Source organism: Streptomyces sp. NPDC002055, assembly GCF_040296705.1.
GTDB lineage: Bacteria > Actinomycetota > Actinomycetes > Streptomycetales > Streptomycetaceae > Streptomyces.
In genome coordinates, this window is the sequence record NZ_JBEOXS010000053.1 from 21,024 (window position 1) to 40,593 (window position 19,570).

Sequence of the window (19,570 nt, forward strand, 5' to 3'; positions counted from 1 at the left end):
CCGCTACTCCCAGGATCTCGATGCCGCCCTGGTCCTCTGGCTGATCGCCGGACCGTAGCCGTGCCGGGGCGCGGGTGTGCCGCTTATTGAACTGGTGATGCTCTCCGCGGCGGCCGGCGCCCGCCTGTGCGGGCGGTGTCACGGCACACGAACTGTGCGGCGGGGTGGGGCCGTAGCGCTGTCTGCCCGGGGGAGGGGTCGGCTCAGGCGGCCGCGGATGGACTGACGGTGTTCAGGTGCTTGAGTGCCGTCCGTGCGGCCACGCGGTCAGGTCCGGAGAGCGTGTTCCAGAACGGGTGGGTGACCACCGTTTCCGCCAGCGCCACCTGCCGTCGGCGGAGCCCGGCCACGAGCTCCTCATTCTCCTTGCCCCATCCCGGGGAGTCGGGCAGTTCCCGGTTGCTCCAGTAGCCGTCGGCCTTGCTCTGGCGAAATCCCGGTGCGGGCTCGACCGACCACGGCAGTGTGGCCACGGCCCTGGCCAGGTCGGCGCGGACCGCATCGAGCTCCCGCTGCGCAGCCACCAGGTCATCCGGAAAGGCAAAGTCACCCATGAGCGCATAGTACGGCCGTTTGAATCCCGGTCTGTCCAGGCGAGCCAGGGAAGAAGGCAGCGCGCTGATGCCGTGGTACCCGATGGCGTGGCACCTCTGCTGCCGGCAGCTGGGGCCGACTACACCACCAGCCGCCAGGAGTTCCGCGTCGGGGCGTCACGTCACAGCGGGCGGCGGCGCTGGGCCGTGGGGTGGTTCCGCCCGGAGGGGCGGATCTACTGTGTCGGGATGAGTCTGAACATCGCCCAGCTCAGGCTGCTACGACTGTATGCGGCCCGTGAGCAGCCCGTTGTCAGTACGGTCTATCGGACGCCGGAGCCGTCGGGTGGTGTCGGGGATCCGGTGTGGGAGCGGTGGTCCATCCGTCAGGAGGAGCTGGGCCGGGCGGTGGTCAGTCTGGTTTCCAGGGAGCTGATCGCGGTGGCCGGGCCGCGTGTGCCGGGGCAGCCGGACCGCGTCGAAGTCACGGAGGCCGGGTACGCGGCCCTGCGTGAGCAGGGCGCCGTCCTCCAGGAGGAGGCCGCACCGTACGACGTGGGGGAGGAGGTGCCGGGCGGGGTGCCGGGCGGGCCTGCGGTGGAGGCGTGGGACCTGCTGGATGAGATCGCCCGGGCGCGGGGGTGGGCCGGCCGGGCCCAGATGTTCGGTCCCGGGAGGGCACGGCTGATGGTGCGCGAGGAGCGGCGGTGGCTGGGACTGACCATCAGCCCTTCGCGGGTGCAGCCGCTCGCGCATTTGGCGGCCGGTCTGATCGAGGAGTCCGGGCAGCCCGCCGGCCCGCTGCTGGAGCAGGCTTCCACCGCCGCGGTGACCGGTGATCTGTCCGGGCTGCTGGGCGAGGTGGAGCAGGTGTGGGAGCGCCTGGACGCAGCCGGCCACGGATAGCTGTGCATTCCCCGCGTGGCCGCCCCGGCCCCCGGGGGAGAGTCGGCTATCGGTAGTCCCAGACGTTGTCGGTGGCTGCGCGCGTCAGGTCCAGGCGCACGGCCAGGCCGTGGTGGTCGGAGGCCCCGGCAGGGCTGTCCAGCAGCCGGTAATCGGTGATCGCCTCGCGCAGCGGGTGGGAGACCCACACCGCGTCGATCCGGTCGTCTGTCCCCGTGGCGCGCAGCAGATCGCGGTTGCCGCACTGCTGGTACCGGTGCCAGGCGGCGTCGGTGTAGCCGGCGTAGGCGAGCATCTCGGTGACCCGCCGGTCGGGCACCAGCGGCGCGCCGGCTTCCGAGGGCAGCCGGGTGCGCGCGGCGATGTTGTAGGGCCGCATCGTGGCGTAGTCGGGTGCCGGGCTGGAGGGGTGGGCCGGCGGGTAGTTCAGGTCGCCGCCGATCAGCGCGTAGGGCCCGTACCGGTAGGCCCGGGTGGCGATGAGCTTGGCCTCGTCCCGGGCCCGGTCGGCGACGAAGGGGTCGAGGTGGCAGCTGACGACGGCCAGCGGGGCGGGCAGGCCGACGTCGAAGCACGCCACTCCGAACCCGTGCAGGCTCTGGTCGGCGAAGTCGGTGTTCCAGATCTTCCAGCGGCCGACCGTCTCGCGCCGGTAGAGCAGGATCGGCACGATGCCGGAGCCGGACGGCGGGATCGGCATCGCGTCCAGGTCCAGGTCGTCCATCGCCCGCGCGAGCTGACGGTGCCCGTACTCCGACCACCCGCACGCCTCCTGAAGGAGGACCAGGTCCGGCGCGCCTGCGCCGCGGATCCGCTCGGCGAGCGCCGGCCACCGGTCCTCCGGATCACCCGAACTGCTGCGCAGACCACCCAGTCCCAGGTTCTGCACCACCACGGTCAGCTCCACAGACCCTCCCCCTTCCGCTCGAAGTCCGGAGCGTAGCCGACGCCGTTTGCTCATCGTCGCGGCCCTTGATCGTCCCTCCCGCGTGCGACGAAGGCCGCCGGGACGTCCGTTCCCGGAGGCCTTCGTCGCCCGCGGGCCCGAAGTTGGGCGTCACCCGTTCGGGTGGGTTCAGCCGAAGCGCTTGTAAAGCGACTTACGCTTTCCGTAAAGTGCTTTACATGACGGAGATTGCGTTCACCAAGAACTTCGTGACCCAGCAGCACCTGGGCGCCGCCTACCGGCGCCTCGGGCACACCTCTACCGCGCCCGCCTGGAGCGCCACGCTTCTGATCAGCTCTGGGCTGGGCCTGTCGTGGGCGTGCCCGGTCCTGGCGGAGCAGGAGACGACGGAGACCTCCGCCCTCTCCGGCTGGCACGTCATCGCCGAGGCCGGGGAGCTGGACTGGCCCCCGCTGCGGCCGGAGGAAGAGATCTGGCCCGCCCTCCTGGAGCTGCACCCGGTGCCCACCGGGGAAGCAGCGGAGCAGCAGGCTCGCTTCCTGGGCGCCGGCACCGTTGAGGAATGGCACCGCGAGAAGCTCCGGCGGCACTACCTCTCCGACGCCCACATCGGCAGCGCGAAGCGCAACCCGTCCGACGTCAACTTCGACCCGGTCGTACGGGACTGGGAGACATCCGCCCGTGAGCTGGCGGACTTCATCGACAGCCACCGCCCGCCCAAACTGACCACCGAGCAGCGGGTCATGGCCCAGGGCGTCCGCCTCGCCCAGCTGGAGGCGGAGGTGGAGGCCACGAAGGAGAGCTTGTCCCGCCTCATGCGCAATGCCCGCCGCGACCAGGGCGAGCGGCCCCGCCGGGGCTTCAAGGCCGACCTCGCACGCTGGTCCGGGGCGTCGCGCCCCACGGTCGACACCTGGCTCAGCGGCGGCGGGTGCTGCGAGGCAGTCCCCGACGAAGACGGCACCACCCACCAGGGCCACACCCACGACATGGAGGAGCAGACCCGATGAGCACCGTCACCATCACCACCGCCGGCGGCAAGACCACCGTCCGATCCCCGTACGACCCGAACTGGCCCTCCTCGGCCCGCGCCCTGGGCGGCAGGTGGTCCGGCGGCGTCTGGGTCTTCGACAGCCGGGACGAGGAGCGCGTCCGCGAGCTCGCGCGGGAGGTCTACGGCACCGACGGCACCCCGGACGCCGGCGGGACCGTCACGGTGCGCATCAGCGTGGAGGACGTACGCGGCGAGCGCGGGGGACGGCCCGCAACGCTGTTCCGGCACGGCCGCCAGATCGCGACGCGGTTCGGCCGCGACGAGAAGCCGCGGCTCGGCGACGGCGTCGTGCTGATCAGCGGGGGATTCCAGAGCTCGGCGGGCTCCCACAACTACCTCGAGCTCGGGCCTCTCGATGACACCGTGGTGGAGGTGCGTGACGTGCCCCGGTCCGTGGCCGTCGACCACGAGCTGCAGATCGTCGGCGAGGAGGGCAGGCCGGACCATGAGGCACTGCGGGCGGAGCGTGAGCGCCTCGCCGCCCGGATCACCGAAATCGACGCGATCCTCGGCGACTGAACGGCCCGCTCGGCTCACAGCGCCCGCCTCCTGGCCGGGTAGGCAGCCGGCACGAAGTGGGCCCCGAATCCGGGGCGATTCTCCCCCGGGGCGTGCCGGACCGCCTACAGTAGGAGCACGCTCTCCGCGCGAGCGGAGGCGAACCCCCGCGACCGCTGAGTTCGCGAGGCTGAACCGCACTTGTCCCCGCCGACGCGGGGTTGGTCCCTCAAGGACACTCACCGGCCTTCCCTTTGGGAAATGCTCCCTCGCCACTGCGGGGATGAAGCACCATCTGTTCCCCCGCACCTGTGGGGATGACCTGCCGCTCCGCGGCCTGCTCACGGCGGCTGCGTGCCCCCGCGCCTGAGGGCCGGTCCTTCCCGCGTGCACGCGGGCGCAGAACACACACACGTGCTATCGCGGAGGAGACCACACCATGCCCATGCAGCACCGTGTCCACCTGACCTGGGTCGAGGGCCCTCACATGTACCTCACCGTCCACGCCGACGACGAGGACGGCGACCTCGATGTCGAGGCCGACCCCGACATGGAGCACACCCTCGAAGTCCCCTCGGCCCCGGGACAGCTCGCCGATGCGAAGGCGGCGGCGGCCTCGGTGCTTCTTGCGGCCGGCTGGCATCTCCATGGCGACTGGGTCGACGAGCCGAACGAGACGACCGCATTCGTCGCCCAGACCCCGGCCGACTACGACGACACGGACCTGATGGCCGACGTCCCGCACCCTCAGTCCGAGCACGACGCCCGGCTGCGCGAGGGGTACGGGCAGCCCGAGACCCGGGCGTCGTGGAGGGACCGGCCCTACACCGGACCGAAGCAGACGTCGGAGGAGCGCGCGGCGTACCTGCGCGAGAACGGCATCAGGTAGCGGTCCCACGTGCCGGACCGCCTACAGTAGGAGCGCGCTCTCCGCGCGAGCGGAGGTGCCCCCCGTGACCGCTGAGTTCGCGAGGCTGAACCGCACTTTTGTCCCCGCCGACGCGGGGTTGGTCCTTCAAGGACATTCAGAGGCCTTCCCGTTGGGAAATGCTCCCTCGCCACTGCGGGGATGAAGCACCACCTTTGCCCCGCACCTGCGGGGGTGACCTGCCGCTCCACTCTGCGGCCCGCGCACGGCTGCATGCCCCCGCGCCTGCGGGGGTGACTCGAAAGGTGACCCGATGGCCCCGCACGCGGACCAGATCGACCCGCAGGAGACCTACACGGTCCGCAGGGTCGCAGCCCTGCTGGGTATGGCGCCTCCCAGCGTCAGCGGCATGGCCACCTACGGCCTGCTGCCCGGCAGCAGGGTCCGCCCCCACGCCCGCGGGGGCCGCCAGCACGTCTGGACCGGCAAGCAGCTGCTCCGCATCGCCAAGCGGCCGGTGCGCGTGCAGTACGACCACGAGAGGTTCGCCCCGGCGACCCTGTACCGGGTCGGCTGCCGCTGCCCCCGGTGCGTGGCCGCCCACAGCGCCGAGAGCCTGGAGCGCCGGCGGGCCCTGGCCGAAGGAGCGTTCACCGCGGAGCAGCGCAGGCGGGTCCTGGAGCTGGTCGGGGCAGCGACGCCCGTTCCCGCGGCGGCGGAGAAGGCCGGGGTGACGCTGCAACAGGTCTACGGCCGGGCGAACTGGGACGCGGAGTTCGCCGAGGAACTGGACGAGGCCGGATGGTCCCTGTGCGAGCTGGGCCAGGACCACCCGCAGTGCAGCACGGCCAGCGGGTACCGGGGCGACGAGCGGGGTGCAGTGCATCGTCCGGCGTGCCGGGGAACCGGTTGTCGGGAGTGGCGCCGCGTTATGGCCGAACAGGAGCGCGCCGCAGTCGGCGATCGCCTTCCGCGAGGGTGGAAGTAGCGGGATGGCCCAGGCACCGGCTGAGCAATCCCACATCACGGCGGACACGACGTGACCGTGCCCGAGCCGGATGGCGTGCAGCCGGTCGAGGACAGCCGGCTGCAATGCCTTGAGTGCGGCCGCTGGTTCCGGCTCATGGCCCCTCACCTGAAACATGCCCACGCGATGACGACGGCGGAATACCGGCAGGCGCACCGCCTTCCTCGAAAGCTGAGCCTGCGGGCACCTGATCTGACCGAACGTGCCCGCGGCCAGGGCCGCGAACGGTTCGCTGCACGTGAGGACATGCAGGCCGCCTTCGCCGCCGGCCGGGAGATGGTGGTGCGCGCAGCCTGCGGGGCAGGGACCCGGGCCACTGCCGACTACCCGATGGTCGTGGAAGCGCGCAGGCGCGGCGGTCAGGGGCATCGGCGCAAGTCTCTGCAGCGCATCGACGCCGCCGCGCAATCCCTCGGGTTCGCCGACCGCCTACGCCGCGGCGCACGCGAAGATGACGACCGTGGCCATGGCGAACGAGCTCGGAGTTGACCGGAGCACCGTGACGTTATGGCGAAAGCGCTTGGCCGACCCGGACACCTAACGACCCAGGTGCCCCGCTTCGCCCCTCCGTCGCGTCCACCGACCTCCAGGTGTTCTCCACCCAGGGCGGGGAGGCCGCCGACGTCGCCGGAGACCTTGCCGCGGCACTGGCCCGCCGACTGCCTTCGGACTGACCGGCGAAGCCGACACCGCAGACGACGAGAGGTGAGCCGAGCCGGCACACCACGGGCCCCGGGTCAGCCTGCCCTTCCCGGGGCCCGGCAAGGGCATCGCGCTGTCCAACGGCGGTCCGCCCCCTCGGTCACGTGGCGGCCGGCTGCGGCACCTCCAGGACCTCGGCTACCTTCCGCGCCAGCGACGCGGCCTGCGGCGGCAGATAGCCCTCCAGCGACTCGACGTCGTCACACAGCCGCGCCCGCAACCCGTGCAGGCACGCCTCGGTGAACAGCCGCTGCTCATCGGCCTCGGAGACCATCCCACCCTCCGCATATCCCTGCCCGCACGAGTGCGACCGCCGCGCGTCGGGGGCGTTCTCGGGCGGAAGCGGGCCGCCGAGCATCCCGGCGATCTCCTGCCGGTCCGACTCCCGCGGGCCGGCCGCCCGGCTGCGCTGCTGCCGGGTCTGGAGGTAGGAGGCGAGCGTCTCCATGGAGATGTCGCTGTGCTGCTGGCAGTAGGCAGCGATCAGCATGGAGGCCATGTCCATCGTGTCGGAGGCGTCTGTTGCACGGATCAGCGTCATTCGCTTCCAGTCGCGTGCGACATCCGGCTCGGTGTAGCGCAGCACCTCCTGGCAGTTCATGACCACTTCGGAAACGAGCTGGTGCACTGCCTGCCGTAGCGGCTCGGGCATCGGAGTGTGTTCCATGGCCGCACGGTAGAGGGACCGCGTTCCCGGAGTCCGCCGTCGCGGCCCCGGGCTCACCCGGACGGACCAGAAGCCGCTCCTGGCGTGCCTGGCGCCGGATCCCGGCAAGGGAGGGGCCCTTGACGCCGGTCCCGGCCTACGGGACGGTCGGCGCAACTGTGCGCAACCGACTCACAGGGGAGCAGGCGATGACGTTACGGTTCGGCGGGATCGACCCGAACACCGGTGGCGACGACTTCTGGCTCCTGGACGGCCGCGTCGTGCAGTTCCACCACTTCACCGGCACCGGCGACTGGGCGACGGACGGGAAGGAACGCACTACCGACCCGGCCGCGGTCGCGCTGTGCGCCGCGGCGTTCGAGTCGGTGTGGGGGCGCGGCGTCCCGCACGAGAAGTACACCGTCCAGGCCCCCTGAGCAGCCCCCATGCCCGCCTCCCCATCGTCCAGCGCACAGGGAGCCCGTGAAGCGCTCGCGGTGCGTCTGCAGCACCTGCGCCGGGACGCTGGCCTCACCGGGAAGGAACTTTCCGCCCGGTGCGGCTGGCACCCTGCGAAGACCACCCGCATCCAAAAGGGCGATACCTCGCCCTCCGATGCGGACATCCGCACCTGGTGCGCAGCCTGCGGCGCCGAGGACCAGGCCGAGGACCTTATAGCCACCGCCCGCGCGGTCGAGTCGATGTACATGGAGTGGCGCCGCCTGCACCAAGGCGGCATGCGCAAGGTGCAAGAGGACTTCTACACGCTCTACGAGCGGACCCGGGTCTGCCGGGTCTACGTCTCCAATGTGCCGCCCGGCTTCTTCCAGACCCCTGACTTCGCCACTGACCTCATGCGGATGATCACCGACTTCCAGGGCACCCCGGACGACGTCGCCGAAGCTGTCGCCGCGCGCGTCGCCCGCAGCCGCTTCCTCTACGAGGGTGACCACCGCTTCGTCGTCCTCATGGAGGAATCCGTCCTGCGCTACCGCACCGCCGACCCACAGGCCATGGCCGGCCAACTCCGCCACCTCCTGGCCGTGATGCCGCTCGCCTCCGTGTCCCTGGGGATCATCCCGTTCACCGCGCAGCGCACCGTGTGGCCGCTGGAGGCGTTCTACCTCCACGACGACGTCCAGGTCGTGGTCGAGTCCCTGACCGCAGAGATCAACGTCACCCAGCCCCGCGAAATCGCCGACTACACCCGCGCGTTCTCCCGCCTGGCGGCCATGGCCGTGTACGGCGACCGGGCCCGCACTCTCATCCGGGCCGCGCTCGGCGCCCTGGAGTGAACCTCCGCAATTCCCTGCAATTTCGTTGAGGCCCGGGCCGTCGCCTCCGTAGCGTCAGGGAACCGACGCTCCAGCAAGGAGACGGCACATGAGCTCACACACGCCTGCCACCAGCCCGCCGCACGTCCGCGGACTTCAACCGCCCGGTCACGGCGTCCCCTCCCCGGCCCTGCGGGCCCGCGCCCAGCAAGGCCTCGCCCGCTTCCTCGCACGCACCGACGACAGCCGGCGGCCCGGCCGCAGCGACGAGCAGAGGCCTCGATGAGCCGCAGGTATACGGTCCTGCACGACCCCGCCGGACTCCTCGAAGGCGAACTCGCCCTCGACCGCAGCGCCCACGAGCACCTGGCCGAAGCGGTCCTCGCGTGGGCCGGCGACCCCGGCCTGGCGCCCGCGGACCTCCAGCAGATCGCCCTGCAGCTGACCGGCGCCGCCCGGGCCGCGGCCGCCGACGCCCGCCGCGCAGCCGACCAGCTCCCCGCCGGCCACCCCGCCCGAGCCCTCGCCGACACCGTCCTCGACGAAGCCGCCCGGCGCCTGACGGCCACCGCGCACGGCACCGTGCGCTGCGCCCAGGACCGGGCCCGCCTGCTCCACGCCCTCTACGAGCGCCTGGACCACCTCGCCAAGGTCGCACCACCGCCCGCCAGGGCGCTCTGAGACCGCCGCGCCCCCGGAGCGACCACGGATCCCCGGGGGCGCGGCACCCGGCACCACCCCCGTGGCCCGGCCGGGCCACGGGGGCCGCAGCACCACCGGCACCGAGAAAGGGGCACCCACCATGCGCACCACAGGCACCGCAACGAGTGCCGTACCAGGTGTACGTGCTGCAGGCCGGCGGTCCGATCTCCGACGGTCCGCCGTGACATGCCACGGGAAGCCGGTACTTGTGTCAGTGGGGGGTGGTATACGCAGGCTGTCGTAGAGGGCTTAGAGGATTAGATGGCGCTTTATGGCATTTAGCGGTCCGGGCGTATGTACGGGTGCACGTGCATCTGGAATCGCGCCGGGGGCGGGTGGGGCCAGTGGTGCTTCTTGATGCCAGAATGTGAGGCGTTGGCCATGGGTGCCGACTCCTCGGATTCGGACGGGGGTTGGAATCCCATCCTCACGGGTGTGAAGTGCATCACAGTGCGCGTTGAATGTGGCACGAGGAAGGGCTGATCGCAGTTGGTGGGCTACAAGAATGTGGCGCGAGGGCGGACTGGCTGCAGTTTGGTGGGCCCAATACGTGACGCAAGTAATGGCGCTTCTCGCCGGGAGCGAGAGAAGATGGCAGAGTTCCCCGGGGAGGCGTGATGCAGATCACATCCCGGTGTGTGCGTGCTCGCATGCACGGAAGACGTGCGACATGAAGGTAGCCCCGCCCCAGAGTGCTTGGTAGGCGCGGGACGGAGCTACCGGACCAATCGCAGACCGTGGCCCCGGTCGGCTCTACCCGGCCGGGGCCCACAGTCATCAGAACCAGTGCGTGACGAAGTCCCACACGCGGAGCACGGCATCAACAGCCGAAACCGCCTGCAGAACAACCTTGCCCACGTTGACCACCTTGCCGGCGGCCTTGGCCACCCGCGTTCCGACGACGATCATGGTCTTGCGCTGGCCCGCCTGGCCGGACTCCTCGTGGGAGCCATTTTCGGAGGCCATCCGGGCCTTCCTCCTCTCCGGACGCCCATGCTCATGACGCCCCGGGGGCGCCATGAACGTGTCTCAACATCCGGTACGAAGGTTGGTGTTGAGCATGCTACTCGCGGTTGTCGACAACTACGATCAGAGTCAGAAGAGGCGGCGGTAGGAACCGACAGGCCATCACGGCACCCCGTGCCGGGCCGCGTTGGAGGTACAGACCACCCCAGCCCCGCAGCCTGCGGAAACACCCGCACGCGCCGGGTTCGGGAAATGTGACGGCGTGCCACCTACTTAGCTAATGCAACGCACATCACACCGAAGGCGGTCACGGGCAGCCCGGTACGACCGTCTACAGGTGTGCTAAAGCGATCATGTGGATAGCCGCAACCGCAGGTCAACGTCCGTGACCAGGCCGTCAACCTAGGGCTGTCGGGCCTGTGGGGCAGTGAGGATCGAGTGGGTTCCGATCCGGCGCCAGATGATGTGCTGCTCGCCGCGGACGACCTCCGGGCCGTACTGCCAGGTCGCCCGACCGTTTCCATCCCAGGTGAGCTCGAAGACGCCGGAGGCGCGCCGTACGCCCTTGATGCGCAGGCCGGCGCAGAACGGGCCGCCCGCGCGGAGGTCGTTGACGAACGCGATGACGGCCTGACGGAAGGCGCGGCGCTGTTCCAGGGTGAGGCGGTGGTGGTCGGCGGTGAAGCGGGGGGTGGCTTCGTAAGTCGGCACGTTGGTCCTCCAGAAGCACGAAAGCCCCCGGCAGTGCCGGGGGCGGAGAGCGGGTGACGTGGTGCATGGGGCCGCCGGGTGGGGGAGCGGTACCGCTTCTTGACCGTGGAGTCGACTGCTGTCGGTTTTCGGCGTGTGTGAGGCGCGTGTGACTGGTGCCGCGCAGCATTTGCCTGACCCCAGGTGTCGTTCACACGGCGGGCCCCCGGCGGCGCGCGGTGCGCAGCCGGACGGCCGGGGGCCGTCCAGCGGGACGGCGAACGCAGTCACCGCGCCAGACGGCGGGACGCGACCGGCCTCCCGGCCCTGGAGCCGGCTGGGAGGGGCGAGGGTGCGGGGACCAACCCCTTGAGCGCGGAGGCCTTGATGGTTGACCCGATCCCGCCGTACCTCTCGCCGGAGCGCCTGGAACACCTCCAGAGGCCCGCGGACGCGTCCCGGCTGCGCGCGGTGCTGTACCCGTCGCCGAAACCGCCGCCGGTCTGGCGCCGTTCACGGCAGTACCCCGGTGGCCGGCCGCATCCGCGGCGGGCCGCGTATCTGCGCCGCCGCCGGAGGTGAGGGCAGCACCGGCATGGCCCCCCGCGGTGTCCGGGGGCGGTCGACCGGTGCTTCACCGGTGCCGTCTGGAGCGGCGGACGCTTTCCTCCAGGGCGACCATGAGGTCTACGGGCGGCTGAGGCTCCGGCGTCCCGGCCAGCTCGCCGCCGGTGAGTTTCGCGGTGACGAGCTCTTCGAGGGCGCGTCCGTACTCGTCGTGCAGCTCCTCGAGCTGGACGCCCAGCATCTCCTCCATCAGGACCTCGGCCAGGCGGAGCTCCGTCTCGGCGACCGGCACCTGCGGCGCCAGGCCGCCGGGATCGCGGACCTCGGCCGGCCAGAGCAGCGTCTGCACCACCAGCACACCGCGCCTCGGCCACAGCAGCGCCAGCCGTTCACGGCCGCGGATGGCAACCTTGCAGACCCCCGCGTACCCGGTGCGTTCCAGTCCGGCCGCCAGCAGTGCGTACGGCCGGTCGGCGCCGGCGGGGCCGGCGTAGTAGGGCTTGCTGAAAGTGATGGGGTCGATCGCCGAGGCCGGGGTGAAGCCGAGGACCTCCACCACGTGCCGGGTCGGCAGTGGCAGACGCTCCAGATCCTGCTCACTCAGGGGCACCAGCCGCCCGTCGGGCAGTTCCCAGCCCCGCCCGACCTCCTCCCAGGAGATCTCCCGGTCCTCCGCCTCGCACACCCGCCGGTGCCGCACCCGGCCCGCATCCGCCGCATGCACCTCCCGCAGCCGGACGCGCTGCTCCTCGGTGGCGCTGTACAGCTTCACCGGCAGGGCGACCAGGCCGAACTGGATGGTCCCGGACCACAGGGCCCTCATGACCCCAGCCTCCGCCCGGCCCCTACCGCCCGCATCTCCTCCCCGCGGCCACCGCGGCCCCTGCGGCCACCGCGCCCAGGCCGCGGGCCCGCCGGATCCAGAGCGCGCCCCGGGCCGGGCCCGGCCTCCGACGGACCGTGGCCTCGGCAAGACAGGAAAATCGAACACGAGATCTAATATGGGTATGGATGCCTCCGCTTTCCCCCGCGACCTCCTCCAGGCCCAGCGCGACTGGAACGCCACCTACCGCGCCCTCGCCGCACCCCGCCCCCACCACACCACCGCCCTGCGCCGACGCCTGCTGCGCCTGTCGGTGCGGATCTGGTGGCACCCGTACTGGTCCGCCGGCCCGGCCGGGCCAGCTGGGCGGGTACGGCTCCGCGAGCTGGCCCGCTCCCCGGACCCGCGGGAGAGCGGGACGTCCCGGTGACCGGGCGGGAGCCGACCGCGCGGCAGGCGCAGATCCTGCGGGCCTTGCGGGAGTGGATCACCGAACACGGCGAAGCCCCCTCCGTCCGCGAGCTCGGTGTGCAGGTCGGTCTGTCCAGCACCGGCTCGGTCGCCTACCAGCTGGCCAAGCTGGAGCAGCAGGGACTGATCACCCGCAACGGGCGCCGCTGGCGCTCGATCCGCCTCGGAGGATGAACGCCGGCGCGGAGTGGAAGCTGACCAAGCGCGAGTTCGGGCCGCGGACGCGGATCTACCGCTCGGCCCACGGCCGGGTGGGGACCTCGCCCGTTCGAGGGAATCGGCGGCTCGTGGCTTCGGCCGGTGCGGCCACGCCAGTTAACATCCTGCCCGGCTAGTGGCGTACTGCCGATCACCACCCGCTTCCGGAGCCACGCCGCCGGATGCGGAGGTCAAGGTCCTGCGGGGCCCGCTCCTTCCCGTTCTACGTTCCGTCGTGTTCACGGCAGTCGTACGAGCCGGTGTCGGGGGCGTGGCCCGGCACGGCCAAGGAGTACGTCATGCCGAAGAACCAGTCCACCGCCGCGCAGAGCGCCCGCCGGGCGAGCCGGAGCGGGGGCAAGTACACCGAGGCCCTGCGCCGCGCGACGACCAGCGAAGCGCCGCGCGCACCGCACGTCCTGCGGTTCCTGGCTGAGCACTCGGGCAACCTCTACCACTTGGTGGGCGGGATCGCGGCGGCCTGGGCACACAGCGGACAGCGGGTCCTGCTCCTCGAGGAGGCCGAGGACTTCTGGCGCTGGACCATGAGCGGCGTGTTCGAGCGCCGTCCCCGGAACCGCCGCAAGAAGGAGGCCGAGCCGGCCGCCCCGCCGGAGCCGACCACCAGCACGCTGTGGGCCTCGCCGGACGGCCCCGGCGCCTTGGTGCATCACACCTGCATGTGGGAGGTCCGCGACCTTCGGGAGAGCGACCGCGGCGGGCCCCGCACGGACCGTAGTCCGCTCGCGGCGGCGGTGGCCGGCGCCCTCGACGCCTACGACGTGATCGTCCTCCTGCCGAAGTCAGGTTGGAGCTACCCGGATCGGGAGAGCGCGACGGCGCACGTGGTTCTCGGTGAGATCGACGTCTTCCCGGACGCCGACTGCAGGACCGCACGCCCTGGTCCCGGGGGTGAAGAGAGGGGCGTTCCCCTGAGTCCCGAGCAGAGCGCGGCGGTTCTGCGGGAGCGCTGTCTGGGTTTCCTCTTCGGCTTCCCGAGCCTGCCCATCCAGCTGGACGGGGTGATCTGGCAGGCGACCTGGGAGTTGCCCGTCGATGCGGAGTACCTGGCGGGCGTCGACCGGGACATGAACCGCGCTGGCCTGCGTCCCCTGGGCTGGACGCTCTGCGAGCGGTGGCCCGACCCGCACAGGAAACTGCCCGAGCCCGCCCAGATGAAGGACTCCGGCTTCGTCCAGCGCTACCAGCCCATCGCGGGGCGCCTGCGCATGGCGCTGGACGCCCGCCTTGCCGGCAGGCACTGACCTGGGAGGGCTGGCCCGTACGCGACCCGTGGGTCAGCCCCCGACCTTCTCGGTCCTACGAGTCCTTCGGCGGCTGGGCCAAGACGTTCACCGACCCGGGTCTCTGCGCGGCCATTGTTGATCGGCTCACCTTCAACGGCGCCATCATCGAGACCGGCACCGACTCCTGCCGACTCGCCAGTACCCGGGCCCGAGCTGAACACGCTGAGGCCAGTTGATCTGGTCCTGACTGTCTGCTGACCCGTCGCCGCCGAGGAAGGTCCCGGAGGAGAATCGGAGCCCAGACTGCCGGCGAAGGGGAGATGGCCGTGAGGCAGACATTGAACTTGTGGCGTCAAGAGCTCGGAGCGGTGCCCGAGTCGGTCTGGCGGCAGACTGAGCTCGATGTGCTGATCCTCGCGGACAACGGACTCACGGCCCTCCCGCCGGACATCGGGCAGCTCCACCGGCTGAAAACCCTGGACCTCGGCCACAACGCGCTGACGTCGGTGCCCGAAGAGCTCGGCCAGCTGACCGAGCTCAGCGACTGCCTCTACCTGCACGACAACCAGCTGTCCCGGCTCCCCGACTCTCTGGGGAACCTGACCCGTTTGCGCTACCTCAACGTCGGCGAGAACCCCCTCACCACCCTGCCGGAGACCATCGGTGGGATGAGCGGCCTCAGCGAGTTCAGGGCCCAGCACAACCGGCTCACCACCCTGCCCGACGCCATCGGCCAGCTCCGCAGCCTGCGTGAGCTATGGCTCCGAGGGAACGTGATCGAGCGCTTGCCGTCGTCAACAGCCAACCTGCACGAACTGCGTCACCTGGACCTACGCGAGAACTCCCTGACCGAGGTGCCGGAGTCACTCGCCGGCCTCTCTCGACTGCGTCAGATCGACCTGCGGAGCAACAACCTCAGCCGGCTGCCCGACTGGCTCGCCCTGATGCCATCGCTGGAGAAGCTGGACCTGCGCTGGAACAAGGTCGATCCCTCCCTACCGCTCCTCAGCAAGCTGGAGCGGCTGGGGTGCATCGTCCTGACCTGACCGCGACGTCCCATCGAGCCACAGTGCTGCTATTTCTCACGGCGCAGGTGGCCTCAGTCAGCGTGCGGGGTGAGGGTGATGACGGCCTGCGGGCCGACGATCTGCCTCGTGAGGGTGTAGTCCTGGGGATCGTCTTCGTCGCCGGGTGTGTAGGCGCCGGTCAGGGAGCCGAACAGGGTCGGGTCGGCTGAGTCTGCGAGCAGCACCTGCAGAGCCCGCTCCGCGGCGGGCTGGAGGGCGTGCGGGTCCAGGCGCAGGCAGACCTCGTGCAGGTCAGTCAGCTCGCGTACCTCGAAGCCGTGCCGGAAGGTGCTGTCCGAGTAGGCCCGCGCCAGCTGTCGAAAGGCCGGGTCGCCGCGCTTGAGCATCTCCACGGGCAGGTCGTTGAAGGTGTTCATCACGCGCGTGCAGGCCCACAGGGTCAGCGCGGCCACCTGGCCCGGGTATCGGCCCAGCTGCTCCAGCAGATCCTCGCGGCAGACGTCGCAGCCGTCCCGGGCCGCTCCGTACAACCGGGCCACCGCAGTGGTGTCCACGGCCAGGACGCGGCCCTGGCCGTTCAGCCAGGTCGGGTCGTAGGGGGCCGGGCCGCCCAGCTCGGCGGCGATATCACGCTCATGGCGATGGTCGACAGCGTTCACGGCTCGCTCGCTCCCGTCGGACAGGACGCACGTGCACCAATCTGAGTGTCTCCGCCCTGTGCGCTCCGGAACGGCGCCCACCGCAACCAGCCGGAAGGCGAGTGCATTCCTTCGTCTTTGACCGGAAGTCGAGCGACGGCGAACGGAGGTCGACCACTTCTGGTCGCAGAGCGGCCCGCCCGTGATGTGCCTCCGCGTCGCCTCCGCCGAGCTCGTGCAGTTCCCCGGCGGCCGCGCACTGTACGACCCGCGCCCCGGCGAGGCCGCCTGAGACCGGCCCGCCAAGCCCGCAACGGGCAACTCCGGGACGCAACAGGCAACTCCTACCGCTGCTGCCGCCGGGCCGGAATCGTGGTGGGCATGCAGACCACACTTCTCGACGGGCTCGGCACCGTCGCCGCTGTCATCCGCTCGATCGGCGCCCGCCACCCGGGCGCCCACGACCTCGTCACCGACGGGCTGTACCTCGACCTCCGACGGGCGCTCCGCAACCCCGCCGACGACCCCGCACTCCGCTACGCCACCGGGCTGGACGGCGAGGTCTACGCCCACGTCCTCGCGACGCCCGGGGCCCGGGAGCTGATCGCCCGGACCGCCGTCCAGCTCCGCGCCCTGGCGGACGAGGTGCCCCGGGGCCGCCTGGTCCGCCTGACCGTGGCGTGCCAGGGAGGCCGGCACCGGAGTGTCGCGGTCGCGGAGGAGGTCGGACGCCGGGTCTGGACCGCCTGGGGCGGCCAGCGCGGTGTTGAGATCGAGCACCACCATGTCGACCTCCCGGTCTTGCCCGCCTCCGGCTGACCCGCTCTGTCGTCCGCGGCGTTGAGCCTCCAGGGCGAGCTACGCCCTGGAGGCTCTGCCCGCGCGGGGAGGGAGCGGGCCCGGGCAGGTGTGGCACGCGTTGCCGGGACCTGCCGCTGGTCGCATCCTGCCCCTGGCTGCCCCCGATGCGTGCGCCAGCACGACCGTGCCGGGACCACGGTCACCCGTTCGCTCGCGCCTGCAATCGGCAGCAGGAGTTCAGAAATAGGCACTCAGCTCAGGCCAGATCGGCACTGGCCAGGGTGACCGCGAGCGCGATGTGGGGGACAGCGCTCAGGCAGAGCTCCGCCGCGGTGCTCGGGTCGGATGCGGTGCGCGACTCCTGCAACGCCAGCAGCCCGGCCAACGCGGCGGCGTCGACTGCCTCGTCGAGGACCTCGTCCAGGGCGAGCTCTCCGCCGGCCACCAACTCGTGCACCAGGGCGGCACCCTCCTGCGGATCGCGCCGCCACTGCGCGGCGACGTCGTCGCCGGCGCTCGTCAGGTCCATCGCGGCGGACTGCTCAACCGTCGGCAGCGGCACAGCGGACGGGCCGGGCTCCTCCGTGTCCAGGAGCTTCTCGGCCTGTACCACGGCGCACCGCGCGGCGTACGTCTGCCGGGCTTCCTCGCGCTCTCGGGCGACAGCAGCCGGCCATCGGGCGTCGTCCTCGGCGCGGGCCAGGTCCAGCAGGGGGGCGGCGGAGAGGCTGACCTGGATGCACGGCAGGACCGCTACCTCCACGGCCTCCTGGCCGGGCGGGGCAGCGGCGATCGGCCGGTACACCTCGCCGGCGGCGTCGGCGCAGGCGCCGACCAGCGCGGTCAGGGCGGCGATCAGCCGCGCATGGCGACGTCGGCGGGCAGGCAGGGCGAGGCGGTCCGGTGTCACGGTCACTCCCGCACTATGCCGCCCAGAGCTCGCCCCGTAGGTCTCCTTCGCCAGAACGATCAGGCTCGACCTGCATGTGGGTTCCGTGCCGCGCTCCACTCGGCCCGGGTCAGCGCTGCCGCCGTGGCCATCCCTTCCTCTCCTTCCTCTTCCTACGCCGGTACTTCGGCGTGCAGGATGTTGGCGAACTTCTCCAGGCCCACGGATTTGGAGGCCTTCACCAGGACGACGTCACCGCTGGTAAGGAGGCGGTTCAGGAGCGGCAGGAGCGCGTCGGGGTCGTCGGCCGATTCGATGCGCAGTGGTGAGGACGGCCGGGCGGCGTCGGTGAGCGCGGTCATCTCGGTGGTGGTGCCGACGGTGACCAGGACGTTGATGCCCAGGTCTCCGACGAGCCGGCCGACTTCGGTGTGGGCGGCTGCGGCGGTGTCGCCGAGTTCCTTCATCTCGCCCAGGACGGCGACCGTGCGCCGGTCTCCGGCGATGGAGGTGAGTGCTTCCAGGCCGGCGCGCATGGACTCGGTGTTGGCGTTGAACGCGTCGTTGATGATCGTCACGCCGTCGGGGCGCTCCAGGACCTGGAGCCGTCCGGCGGAGACCGGCTCGGCGGCGGAGAGAGCCTCTGCGATGTCGCCGGTGTCCATGCCGACCGCGTGGGCTGCCGCGGCGGCGGCGAGCGCGTTGTGGACCTGGTGGGCGCCGAGGAGCTGCAGCGTGACGGGGGCCGTGCCGTGGGGGGTGTGCAGGGTGAAGGAGGCGCGGCCCGCGGTCAGCTCGATGCTGGTGGCCCGGATGTCGGCGCTCTCCCCGGCTCCGTAGGTCGTGACGGCCGCGGAGGTCCGGGTGGCCATCGCGGCCACGAGTTCGTCATCGGCGTTGAGGAGCGCGACACCGCCGTCGGCCGCCGGGGGGAGTGCCTGGACGAGCTCGGATTTGGCTGTCGCGATGGCCTCGCGGCTGCCGAACTCTCCGACGTGGGCGGAGCCGACGTTGAGGACGATGCCGATCTGCGGCGGGGTGAGTGAGGCCAGGTAGGCGATGTCGCCCCGGTGGCGGGCGCCCATTTCGAGAACCAGGTGGCGGGTGGAGGCCGCGGCGCGCAGCACGGTCAGCGGCAGGCCGATCTCGGTGTTGAACGAGCCGGGGGTGGCGACGGTCTCCCCGTGACGGCTGAGGACCTGGGCGAGGAGGTCTTTAGTGCTGGTCTTCCCGGCCGAGCCGGTCAGCGCGATGATCTGCGCGCCGGTGCGGGTCAGGACGCGCTGGGCGAGGTGGCCGAGAGCCGCGGTGACGTCGGGGACGACGACGGCGGGCACCCCGACCGGGCGGGTGGCCAGCACGCAGACCGCTCCGCCTGCCACCGCCTGGTCGACGAAGTCGTGGCCGTCCACGCGGGCACCGGCCACGGCGGCGAACATGCCGCCGGGGCCGACCTCGCGGGAGTCACTGGCGCTGCGGCCGGTGACCGGCAGCTGTGGGTCGGGGGCGTCGTGGAGGGTGCCGCCGGTGGCGTCGGCGATCTCGGCGAGCGTGAGTGTGATCACGGTCGGGTCCTTCCGGCGGTGAGCGGGGCGAAGGTGATGGCGCGTCCGGTGTAGGAGGCGGCCAGACGGCTGAGCGGGACCCGGTCGTGGGTCTGCCCCCAGGCGGAGGGGTCGCGGATGAGGATGTCCGGGTCGGCGCCGGCGGTGCAGCCGCGGGCGATGACGAGGTGGCCGCCCTTGCGGCCGTCGTCGGGGAACTGCTCGGTGATCGAGATGATCAGCGGGGCGTGGGCGAGAGCACCGGTCAGGTCCCCGGCCGCGACGGGTTCGGCGCGGGCGGGGACCTCGAAGCCGGCGGCCAGGTCGGCGATGCCGCGGTGGAGCCAGCCCCGGTCGGTCAGGGCCTGGCCCTTGACGCCGAGCTTGAGGAGTTCGGTGACCGACGGCGCTTCGCGGCCGTAGGCCAGCAGGATCATCCGCAGCGCTGCCATGCCGCACGCCCGGTTGGACCACTCCATGCGGTCCCCCAGGGCCCACCCGCCGTGGAGGTCCCATTCGGCGGGGTCGATGAGCTGGCGGCACATGGGGACGTCGTGGACGTGAGGCACGGCAGCGAAACTCCTGATGTCG

26 protein-coding genes and 1 pseudogene are annotated in these 19,570 nt (G+C 71.5%); 17 read left to right on the forward strand and 10 right to left on the reverse strand.

The window, feature by feature from the left end; all coding sequences use genetic code 11:
* Window positions 1–203 precede the first annotated feature (203 nt).
* On the reverse strand, window positions 204–554 hold the full coding sequence (locus ABT112_RS26870) for a DUF8825 domain-containing protein (RefSeq protein WP_351513802.1): 351 nt from the start codon (window positions 552–554) through the stop codon (window positions 204–206).
* Between the two features lie 228 nt (window positions 555–782).
* Here ABT112_RS26870 and ABT112_RS26875 point away from each other — a divergent pair, with 228 nt between their 5' ends.
* Window positions 783–1,439 carry a hypothetical protein gene (locus ABT112_RS26875; RefSeq protein WP_351513804.1) on the forward strand — a complete coding sequence of 219 codons (657 nt, stop codon included), beginning with the start codon at window positions 783–785 and terminating at the stop codon, window positions 1,437–1,439.
* A gap of 46 nt (window positions 1,440–1,485) precedes the next feature.
* Here ABT112_RS26875 and ABT112_RS26880 read toward each other — a convergent pair whose 3' ends face one another.
* Entirely contained in the window at window positions 1,486–2,346 is an 861-nt protein-coding gene (locus ABT112_RS26880; RefSeq protein ID WP_351513806.1) for an endonuclease/exonuclease/phosphatase family protein, read from the reverse strand.
* 218 nt (window positions 2,347–2,564) lie between these two features.
* Between ABT112_RS26880 and ABT112_RS26885 the strand changes: the two genes are divergently transcribed.
* The 5 genes from ABT112_RS26885 to ABT112_RS26905 all read left to right on the forward strand — a co-directional run bounded on the left by ABT112_RS26885 (window position 2,565) and on the right by ABT112_RS26905 (window position 6,282).
* Window positions 2,565–3,356, forward strand: coding sequence for a hypothetical protein (locus tag ABT112_RS26885; protein ID WP_351513808.1), 792 nt, complete (start codon window positions 2,565–2,567; stop codon window positions 3,354–3,356).
* On the forward strand, window positions 3,353–3,919 hold the full coding sequence (locus ABT112_RS26890) for a hypothetical protein (RefSeq protein WP_351513810.1): 567 nt from the start codon (window positions 3,353–3,355) through the stop codon (window positions 3,917–3,919). Before ABT112_RS26885 ends, ABT112_RS26890 begins: the two co-directional genes overlap by 4 nt.
* 418 nt (window positions 3,920–4,337) lie before the next feature.
* Window positions 4,338–4,787: a hypothetical protein gene (locus ABT112_RS26895; RefSeq protein ID WP_351513812.1), complete on the forward strand. Its 450-nt coding sequence runs from the start codon at window positions 4,338–4,340 to the stop codon at window positions 4,785–4,787.
* Between the two features lie 292 nt (window positions 4,788–5,079).
* Window positions 5,080–5,754: a hypothetical protein gene (locus ABT112_RS26900; protein ID WP_351513814.1), complete on the forward strand. Its 675-nt coding sequence runs from the start codon at window positions 5,080–5,082 to the stop codon at window positions 5,752–5,754.
* Between the two features lie 51 nt (window positions 5,755–5,805).
* Window positions 5,806–6,282, forward strand: coding sequence for a MucR family transcriptional regulator (locus ABT112_RS26905; protein WP_351513816.1), 477 nt, complete (start codon window positions 5,806–5,808; stop codon window positions 6,280–6,282).
* 313 nt (window positions 6,283–6,595) lie between these two features.
* Here the strand turns inward: ABT112_RS26905 and ABT112_RS26910 are convergent, their stop codons facing one another.
* Window positions 6,596–7,162: a hypothetical protein gene (locus ABT112_RS26910; RefSeq protein WP_351513818.1), complete on the reverse strand. Its 567-nt coding sequence runs from the start codon at window positions 7,160–7,162 to the stop codon at window positions 6,596–6,598.
* Window positions 7,163–7,260: 98 nt separating this feature from the next.
* Here ABT112_RS26910 and ABT112_RS26915 point away from each other — a divergent pair, with 98 nt between their 5' ends.
* From ABT112_RS26915 to ABT112_RS26930, 4 genes are all read left to right on the forward strand, one after another.
* A complete protein-coding gene (locus tag ABT112_RS26915) occupies window positions 7,261–7,578 on the forward strand; it encodes a DUF6879 family protein (protein ID WP_351513866.1) in 318 nt (105 codons plus the stop codon).
* Between the two features lie 9 nt (window positions 7,579–7,587).
* Window positions 7,588–8,436, forward strand: coding sequence for a helix-turn-helix domain-containing protein (locus ABT112_RS26920; RefSeq protein ID WP_351513820.1), 849 nt, complete (start codon window positions 7,588–7,590; stop codon window positions 8,434–8,436).
* Between the two features lie 88 nt (window positions 8,437–8,524).
* Window positions 8,525–8,701: a hypothetical protein gene (locus tag ABT112_RS26925; protein WP_351513822.1), complete on the forward strand. Its 177-nt coding sequence runs from the start codon at window positions 8,525–8,527 to the stop codon at window positions 8,699–8,701.
* Window positions 8,698–9,096, forward strand: a complete 399-nt coding sequence (locus tag ABT112_RS26930) for a restriction endonuclease (RefSeq protein WP_351513824.1) — start codon at window positions 8,698–8,700, stop codon at window positions 9,094–9,096. The genes ABT112_RS26925 and ABT112_RS26930 overlap by 4 nt, the downstream gene beginning before the upstream one ends.
* A gap of 798 nt (window positions 9,097–9,894) precedes the next feature.
* On the opposite strand, the gene ABT112_RS26935 is transcribed toward ABT112_RS26930, so the two are convergent.
* Entirely contained in the window at window positions 9,895–10,083 is a 189-nt protein-coding gene (locus ABT112_RS26935; RefSeq protein ID WP_351513825.1) for a hypothetical protein, read from the reverse strand.
* Window positions 10,084–10,485: 402 nt separating this feature from the next.
* Window positions 10,486–10,794 (reverse strand): hypothetical protein, encoded by a 309-nt coding sequence (locus ABT112_RS26940; RefSeq protein WP_351513827.1) that lies wholly within the window; start codon window positions 10,792–10,794, stop codon window positions 10,486–10,488.
* 366 nt (window positions 10,795–11,160) lie between these two features.
* On the opposite strand from ABT112_RS26940, the gene ABT112_RS26945 reads away from it, so the two are divergent.
* Window positions 11,161–11,355, forward strand: coding sequence for a hypothetical protein (locus tag ABT112_RS26945; RefSeq protein WP_351513829.1), 195 nt, complete (start codon window positions 11,161–11,163; stop codon window positions 11,353–11,355).
* A gap of 52 nt (window positions 11,356–11,407) precedes the next feature.
* On the opposite strand, the gene ku is transcribed toward ABT112_RS26945, so the two are convergent.
* Window positions 11,408–12,163, reverse strand: a complete 756-nt coding sequence (gene ku / locus ABT112_RS26950; protein ID WP_351513831.1) for a non-homologous end joining protein Ku — start codon at window positions 12,161–12,163, stop codon at window positions 11,408–11,410.
* A 184-nt stretch (window positions 12,164–12,347) separates the two neighbouring features.
* Between ku and ABT112_RS26955 the strand changes: the two genes are divergently transcribed.
* From ABT112_RS26955 to ABT112_RS26975, 5 genes and pseudogenes are all read left to right on the forward strand, one after another.
* On the forward strand, window positions 12,348–12,593 hold the full coding sequence (locus ABT112_RS26955) for a DUF8825 domain-containing protein (protein ID WP_351513833.1): 246 nt from the start codon (window positions 12,348–12,350) through the stop codon (window positions 12,591–12,593).
* The gene (locus tag ABT112_RS26960; protein ID WP_351513835.1) at window positions 12,590–12,808 is read left to right on the forward strand and encodes a LexA family protein; all 219 of its coding nucleotides are present in this window, start codon (window positions 12,590–12,592) and stop codon (window positions 12,806–12,808) included. The genes ABT112_RS26955 and ABT112_RS26960 overlap by 4 nt, the downstream gene beginning before the upstream one ends.
* A gap of 323 nt (window positions 12,809–13,131) precedes the next feature.
* Entirely contained in the window at window positions 13,132–14,097 is a 966-nt protein-coding gene (locus tag ABT112_RS26965; RefSeq protein WP_351513836.1) for a hypothetical protein, read from the forward strand.
* A gap of 53 nt (window positions 14,098–14,150) precedes the next feature.
* Window positions 14,151–14,315, forward strand: a pseudogene (locus ABT112_RS26970) (ATP-binding protein); the annotation flags it as partial.
* 84 nt (window positions 14,316–14,399) lie between these two features.
* The gene (locus tag ABT112_RS26975) at window positions 14,400–15,125 is read left to right on the forward strand and encodes a leucine-rich repeat domain-containing protein (protein ID WP_351513838.1); all 726 of its coding nucleotides are present in this window, start codon (window positions 14,400–14,402) and stop codon (window positions 15,123–15,125) included.
* A gap of 53 nt (window positions 15,126–15,178) precedes the next feature.
* On the opposite strand, the gene ABT112_RS26980 is transcribed toward ABT112_RS26975, so the two are convergent.
* Window positions 15,179–15,766 carry an Erv1/Alr family FAD-linked sulfhydryl oxidase gene (locus ABT112_RS26980; RefSeq protein WP_351513840.1) on the reverse strand — a complete coding sequence of 196 codons (588 nt, stop codon included), beginning with the start codon at window positions 15,764–15,766 and terminating at the stop codon, window positions 15,179–15,181.
* Window positions 15,767–16,126: 360 nt separating this feature from the next.
* On the opposite strand from ABT112_RS26980, the gene ABT112_RS26985 reads away from it, so the two are divergent.
* Window positions 16,127–16,564 carry a RapZ C-terminal domain-containing protein gene (locus ABT112_RS26985; protein ID WP_351513842.1) on the forward strand — a complete coding sequence of 146 codons (438 nt, stop codon included), beginning with the start codon at window positions 16,127–16,129 and terminating at the stop codon, window positions 16,562–16,564.
* 238 nt (window positions 16,565–16,802) lie between these two features.
* On the opposite strand, the gene ABT112_RS26990 is transcribed toward ABT112_RS26985, so the two are convergent.
* The 3 genes from ABT112_RS26990 to ABT112_RS27000 form a co-directional block, all read right to left on the reverse strand.
* Entirely contained in the window at window positions 16,803–17,462 is a 660-nt protein-coding gene (locus ABT112_RS26990; RefSeq protein ID WP_351513844.1) for a hypothetical protein, read from the reverse strand.
* Between the two features lie 146 nt (window positions 17,463–17,608).
* Window positions 17,609–19,000 carry a UDP-N-acetylmuramoyl-tripeptide--D-alanyl-D-alanine ligase gene (locus tag ABT112_RS26995; RefSeq protein ID WP_351513846.1) on the reverse strand — a complete coding sequence of 464 codons (1,392 nt, stop codon included), beginning with the start codon at window positions 18,998–19,000 and terminating at the stop codon, window positions 17,609–17,611.
* Window positions 18,997–19,548: a cysteine peptidase family C39 domain-containing protein gene (locus tag ABT112_RS27000; RefSeq protein ID WP_351513847.1), complete on the reverse strand. Its 552-nt coding sequence runs from the start codon at window positions 19,546–19,548 to the stop codon at window positions 18,997–18,999. Before ABT112_RS27000 ends, ABT112_RS26995 begins: the two co-directional genes overlap by 4 nt.
* Window positions 19,549–19,570 lie beyond the last annotated feature (22 nt).